The sequence below is a fragment of the Pseudomonas sp. YL2 genome (assembly GCF_023063025.1).
Lineage (GTDB): Bacteria > Pseudomonadota > Gammaproteobacteria > Pseudomonadales > Pseudomonadaceae > Aquipseudomonas > Aquipseudomonas putida_A.
This window is the reverse complement of record NZ_JAJSLU010000003.1, coordinates 81,682-87,756: the sequence shown is the minus strand read 5'-3', so window position 1 is coordinate 87,756 and position 6,075 is coordinate 81,682. Positions and strand designations below refer to the sequence as shown.

Genomic DNA, 6,075 nt, shown 5'->3' with positions numbered 1-6,075 from the left:
GGGCTTGCTCGCGAATGCGGTGGAACATTCAATATCCGTGTTGACTGAACCACCGCATTCGCGAGCAAGCCCGCTCCCACAGGTTTTTTTGCAGTGTTCTTAAATTGCGTTGTGGGTTTTCAGCCAGCCGAGGCCTGCTTCAGTGGTGGTCAGCGGCTTGTATTCACAGCCCACCCAACCTTGATAACCAATGCGATCCAGGTGTTCGAACAGGAAGCGGTAATTGATCTCACCGGTGCCCGGTTCGTTGCGCCCCGGGTTGTCCGCGAGCTGCACATGGTTGATCTCGGCCAGGTGCGATTGCAGGGTGCGGGCCAGATCGCCTTCCATGATTTGCATGTGATAGATGTCGTATTGCAGGAACAGATTGGCACTGCCGACCTGCTCGCGAATCGACAGGGCTTGCGCCGTGTTGTTCAGGTAGAAGCCCGGGATGTCGCGGGTGTTGATCGCTTCCATCACCAGTTTGATGCCCGCCGCCTGCAGCTTGTCGGCCGCGTACTTGAGGTTGGCGACGAGGGTCTTCTCGACGGTTGCGTCATCAATGCCTTGCGGACGGATACCGGCCAGGCAGTTGACCTGAGTGTTGCCCAGTACTTGTGCGTAAGCGATCGCCAGATCGACCCCGGCGCGGAACTCTTCAACCCGATCCGGCAGACACGCGATACCGCGCTCGCCCTTGGCCCAGTCACCGGCCGGCAGGTTGAACAGCACTTGGGTCAGACCGTTGGCATCGAGCCTGGCCTTGATTTCCGCAGAGCTGAAGTCGTACGGGAACAGGTATTCCACACCACTGAAACCGGCCTTGGCGGCGGCGTCGAAACGGGCAAGGAAATCCTGTTCGGTGAACAGCATGGACAGGTTGGCAGCGAAACGCGGCATGGTGGTCTCCCGTAAATCTTGTGAGGTTCTCCTTTGTGGGAGCGGGCTTGTGTGGCGAGGGAGCTTGCTCCCGCTGGGGCGCGAAGCGTCCCCAAAAGCTTTACGACTGCTTCGCAGCCGAGCGGGAGCAAGCTCCCTCGCCACATGGCCCGCTCCCACAGGGAGAGCAGTCAGCAGTTAGTCGAGCAACGAAATCGCCGTTGGCGCGTCGTTGCCGACCAGTGCCAGGTCTTCGAATTCGTTGACGGCGTTGATCTCGGTCCCCATGGAGATGTTGGTCACACGCTCCAGGATGATCTCGACAATCACCGGTACCTTGAACTCTTCGATCATCTGTTCGGCCTTGCGCAGGGCAGGGGCGATTTCCGACGGTTCGAACACCCGCAGGGCTTTACAGCCGAGGCCTTCGGCGACTGCGATGTGGTCGACACCGTAACCGTTGAGTTCCGGCGCGTTCAGGTTATCGAAGGACAGCTGCACGCAGTAGTCCATTTCGAACCCGCGCTGGGCCTGACGGATCAGCCCCAGGTACGAGTTGTTCACCACGACGTGGATGTAAGGCAGTTTGAACTGAGCGCCGACCGCCAGCTCCTCGATCATGAACTGGAAGTCATAGTCCCCCGACAGGGCCACGACTTTCCGGCTCGGATCGGCCTTGACCACGCCCAGCGCTGCCGGAATGGTCCAGCCCAACGGGCCGGCCTGACCGCAGTTGATCCAGTGACGCGGCTTGTAGACGTGCAGGAACTGCGCGCCGGCAATCTGCGACAGACCAATGGTGCTGACGTAGCAGGTGTCTTTGCCGAACACCTGGTTCATCTCTTCGTATACGCGCTGCGGCTTGACCGGCACGTTGTCGAAGTGGGTCTTGCGGTGCAGGCTGGCCTTGCGTTGCTGGCAATCCTGCAGCCAGGCGCTACGGTTTTTCAGCTTGCCGGCGGCTTGCCATTCACGGGCGACTTCGATGAACACGGTCAGCGCGGCAGCAGCGTCGGAAACGATGCCCAGATCCGGGGTGAACACACGGCCTATCTGTGTGCCTTCGATGTCGACGTGAATGAACTTGCGACCTTCGGTGTAGACGTCGACCGAACCGGTGTGACGGTTGGCCCAACGGTTGCCGATACCCAGCACCACGTCGGATTTCAGCAGCGTGGCGTTGCCGTAACGGTGCGACGTCTGCAGACCGACCATGCCGACCATCAGCGGGTGATCGTCAGGAATGGTGCCCCAGCCCATCAGGGTCGGGATCACCGGAATGCCGGTCAGCTCGGCGAACTCCACCAGCAGATCGCTGGCGTCGGCGTTGATGATGCCGCCACCGGCCACCAGCAATGGGCGCTCGGCCTGATCAAGCAGGGCCAAAGCCTTCTCGACCTGAACGCGGGTCGCAGTTGGCTTGGCCAGCGGCAGCGGCTGGTAGGCGTCGATGTCGAATTCGATTTCAGCCATCTGCACGTCGAACGGCAGGTCGATCAGCACCGGGCCTGGACGACCGGAGCGCATTTCGTAGAAGGCTTTCTGGAACGCGTAGGGCACCTGGCCCGGCTCCAGAACCGTGGTCGCCCACTTGGTGACGGGCTTGACGATGCTGGTGATGTCGACTGCCTGAAAGTCTTCCTTGTGCATACGGGCGCGGGGTGCCTGGCCGGTAATGCAGAGGATCGGAATCGAGTCGGCCGAGGCGCTGTAGAGCCCGGTGACCATGTCGGTACCGGCCGGGCCGGACGTGCCGATGCACACGCCGATGTTGCCGGCCTTGGTGCGGGTGTAACCCTCGGCCATGTGCGACGCGCCTTCGACGTGGCGAGCGAGGACGTGATCGATGCCACCGACTTTCTGCAGGGCGGAGTACAGCGGGTTGATCGCAGCACCCGGAATGCCAAAAGCGGTATCAACCCCTTCACGGCGCATCACCAGAACGGCGGCTTCGATTGCTCTCATTTTGCTCATGGTTTTGTGCCTCTTTACGTTTTGTAATTGTATACAAGTGGCTTTGCGCAGAGTGTATTCACGGCGGACGGCGCAGGTCAATCCATTTTCTCAAGCGTCTGTTTCATTTGTCGGAAGCCGGTTTTGCTGTGGCTTTTCGTCGCATGTGGCGCTTTTCGAGAATTATTGTATACAAAAAAATAATTCATTGTGTTCTATTTGTGGCATCGGTCTGCGGCACTTGAGCGCAGCCCCACGACTTTCCCAATAACAAAATGAGGACGGCACCATGAGCGCTTTAACCTTGAAAGTCGCAGTCAACCTGGTCAACGAAGCCATCAGCACCGGGCGCGGGATCAACGCCGCTCCGCTGACCATCGCGGTACTCGATATCGGCGGCCACCTGATCACCCTGCAACGCGAAGACGGCGCCAGCCTGCTGCGCCCGAACATCGCCATCGGCAAAGCCTGGGGCGCCATCGCCCTGGGCAAGGGCTCACGCCTGCTGGCGCTGGACGCCCAACAACGCCCGGCCTTCATCGCCGCACTCAACAGCATGGGCCAGGGCAGCGTCGTCCCGGCCCCGGGCGGGGTGTTGATTCGTGATCAGGCGGGGAATGTGCTGGGGGCGATCGGGATTAGCGGCGATCTGTCGGATATTGATGAGCAGGTGGCGATCAAGGCTGTGGAGGCGCTGGATTTGAGGGCGGATGCGGGGGTGGCTGCTTGAATCTGCGTTGATTGATTAACCGCTATCGCGAGCAGGCTCACTCCTACAAGGGATCTTGGTTGGACACAAAATGTCTGAACACCACAAACCCCTGTAGGAGTGAGCCTGCTCGCGATAGCTCTCTCCCAGAAACATCCAGCCAAGAGTCTGTCCCATCAACTTGAGCACGCAGAACTAGTCTTCTCATGACCTGATCATGGGAGGCAAAGGAATGCCGGATTTTCCCGCTGCACATCGATTGCGAGCCGGTCGCTATGCCGAGCCCAATCGAATCTACCTACTGACGACCAACACTCTTGATCGCAAACCGGTCTTTGCCGATTTTGCTTTGGGTCGATTGGTGGTTCATCAATTTCGCCGTGCACAAGATCTCGGCTTGGCGAACTCACTGGCGTGGGTGGTGATGCCGGATCATTTTCATTGGTTAATCGAATTGCAGAGCGGGTCTTTGAGCGAACTGATGCAAAAGACCAAATCGCTGAGTACCAAAGCGGTGAACCAGGCTACCGGTAGAAATGTTAGCCTCTGGCAAAGAGGGTTTCATGACCGGGCACTGCGGCGGGAGGAGGATTTGGTGAAGATGGCAAGGTATGTCGTCGCCAACCCTTTGCGGGCTGGTCTGGTGGAGAAGCTTGGGGATTATCCGCTGTGGGATGCGATTTGGGTTTGAGCCGAAACCGTGTTGCCTCGATCGCGAGCAGGCTCACTCCTACAGTGGAACGCATTCCAAATGTAGGAGTGAGCCTGCTCGCGATGGCGTCAGCGCGGTCTCACTGATCCGGCTCACACCCTTTCAACACCAACCGGATAATCGTCTGTGCCGCCGCCTCGTAATCCGCCTCGTCCAGCTTGTCCTTGCCGGTGACCGCAGAGATCTGCCAGTCGAAATCAGCGTAGGTCTGGGTCGCGGCCCAGATGCTGAACATCAGGTGATTGGGGTCGATCGGGGCGATCTGGCCGCGGTCGATCCAGCTCTGGATGCAGTCGATGTTGTGCTTGGCCTGGCTGTTGAGCTGCTCGACCAGGTCGGCGCTCAGGTGCGGGGCGCCGTGCATGATTTCGCTGGCGAACACCTTGGAGGCGAAGGGCAGGTCGCGGGAGATGCGGATCTTCGAGCGGATGTAGCCGCTGAGCACTTCGCTCGGTACGCCGTCCGGGTTGAACGGGGTCGAGGCCTGCAGGATCGGCACGATGATGCTTTCCAGGACCTCGCGGTAGAGGTTTTCCTTGGATTTGAAGTAGTAGTAGACGTTGGGCTTGGGCAATCCTGCCTTGGCGGCGATGTCGCTGGTTTTGGTCGCAGCGAAGCCCTTGTCGGCAAATTCCTCACTGGCGGCACGCAGGATCAGTTCTTTGTTGCGCTCGCGGATTGTGCTCATAAACCCGGTGGTTCCTTGCCTGTTCTGGCGGTTGCGCATGGTAGCACCGGCCTCGCGCATGGCTCAAGAATGCCCCGTGTGGCCCGCAGTCGCGGTATGCTGCGCGACATTATTCACATAAGGAAACAAGATTCATGGCAGGAAGCAGTTTGCTGGTGCTGATCGACGATATTGCCACCGTTCTGGATGATGTGGCGTTGATGAGCAAAATGGCCGCGAAGAAGACCGCCGGCGTACTCGGCGATGACTTGGCGCTCAATGCCCAGCAAGTCTCCGGCGTGCGCGCCGAGCGGGAAATTCCGGTGGTCTGGGCGGTCGCCAAGGGCTCGTTCCTCAACAAGCTGATCCTGGTGCCCTCGGCCCTGGCGATCAGTGCGTTTGTGCCATGGCTGGTGACGCCGCTGTTGATGGTCGGCGGCGCGTACCTGTGTTTCGAAGGTTTCGAGAAGCTCGCGCACAAGTTCCTGCACAGCAAGGCCGAAGATGATGCCGACCACGCGCAATTGAGCGCGGCGGTGGCCGAACTGACCACCGATCTGGTGGCTTACGAGAAGGACAAGATCAAAGGCGCGATCCGCACTGACTTCATCCTCTCGGCGGAAATCATCGCCATTACCCTTGGTACCGTGGCCGACGCATCGCTGACCCAGCAAGTGATCGTCATGTCCGGCATCGCCATCGTCATGACCGTCGGTGTTTATGGCCTGGTGGCCGGCATCGTCAAACTCGACGATCTGGGCCTGTGGCTGACCCAGAAATCGGGTGCAGCCGCCAAAAGCATCGGCAACGCGATCCTGCGCGCCGCCCCGTACATGATGAAAGGCCTGTCGGTGATCGGCACGGCGGCGATGTTCCTCGTCGGTGGCGGCATCCTCACCCACGGCATTCCCGTGGTGCATCACTGGATTGAAAGTGTCGGTGTGGCGGCTGGCAGCGCCGGGTTCGCAGTCCCTGTGCTGCTCAATGGCGTAGCGGGGATCATCGCGGGCGCGGCAGTGCTGGCGGTGGTTTCGGTGGTCGGTAAAATCTGGCGCACGATCAAAGGATAAACACATCACCCCTGTGGGAGAGGGGTTTGCTCCGGAAACGGGGGGGGGGGGGGAGAAAGAGGCGGGGGGATTTGCCCCCTCCCCCCCGGGACCCCCCCCCCCC

General features: G+C 59.9%; 6 protein-coding genes. 3 read left to right on the top strand and 3 right to left on the bottom strand.

Annotated features, from left to right (window positions below):
* Positions 1-99: 99 nt before the first annotated feature.
* Both hyi and gcl read right to left on the bottom strand, forming a co-directional pair.
* On the bottom strand, positions 100-882 hold the full coding sequence (gene hyi, locus LVD08_RS05705) for a hydroxypyruvate isomerase (protein ID WP_247267689.1): 783 nt from the start codon (positions 880-882) through the stop codon (positions 100-102).
* Positions 883-1,059: 177 nt separating this feature from the next.
* Positions 1,060-2,835 (bottom strand): glyoxylate carboligase, encoded by a 1,776-nt coding sequence (gcl, locus tag LVD08_RS05700; RefSeq protein ID WP_096796234.1) that lies wholly within the window; start codon positions 2,833-2,835, stop codon positions 1,060-1,062.
* 268 nt (positions 2,836-3,103) lie between these two features.
* On the opposite strand from gcl, the gene LVD08_RS05695 reads away from it, so the two are divergent.
* Complete coding sequence (locus tag LVD08_RS05695; protein ID WP_247267688.1) at positions 3,104-3,544, top strand: GlcG/HbpS family heme-binding protein; 441 nt, start codon at positions 3,104-3,106, stop codon at positions 3,542-3,544.
* 211 nt (positions 3,545-3,755) lie between these two features.
* Positions 3,756-4,214, top strand: a complete 459-nt coding sequence (locus tag LVD08_RS05690) for an REP-associated tyrosine transposase (RefSeq protein WP_247267687.1) — start codon at positions 3,756-3,758, stop codon at positions 4,212-4,214.
* Between the two features lie 100 nt (positions 4,215-4,314).
* Here LVD08_RS05690 and LVD08_RS05685 read toward each other — a convergent pair whose 3' ends face one another.
* Entirely contained in the window at positions 4,315-4,923 is a 609-nt protein-coding gene (locus LVD08_RS05685; RefSeq protein WP_034151540.1) for a TetR/AcrR family transcriptional regulator, read from the bottom strand.
* Positions 4,924-5,057: 134 nt separating this feature from the next.
* On the opposite strand from LVD08_RS05685, the gene LVD08_RS05680 reads away from it, so the two are divergent.
* On the top strand, positions 5,058-5,972 hold the full coding sequence (locus LVD08_RS05680) for a DUF808 domain-containing protein (protein WP_247267686.1): 915 nt from the start codon (positions 5,058-5,060) through the stop codon (positions 5,970-5,972).
* Positions 5,973-6,075: the final 103 nt, after the last annotated feature.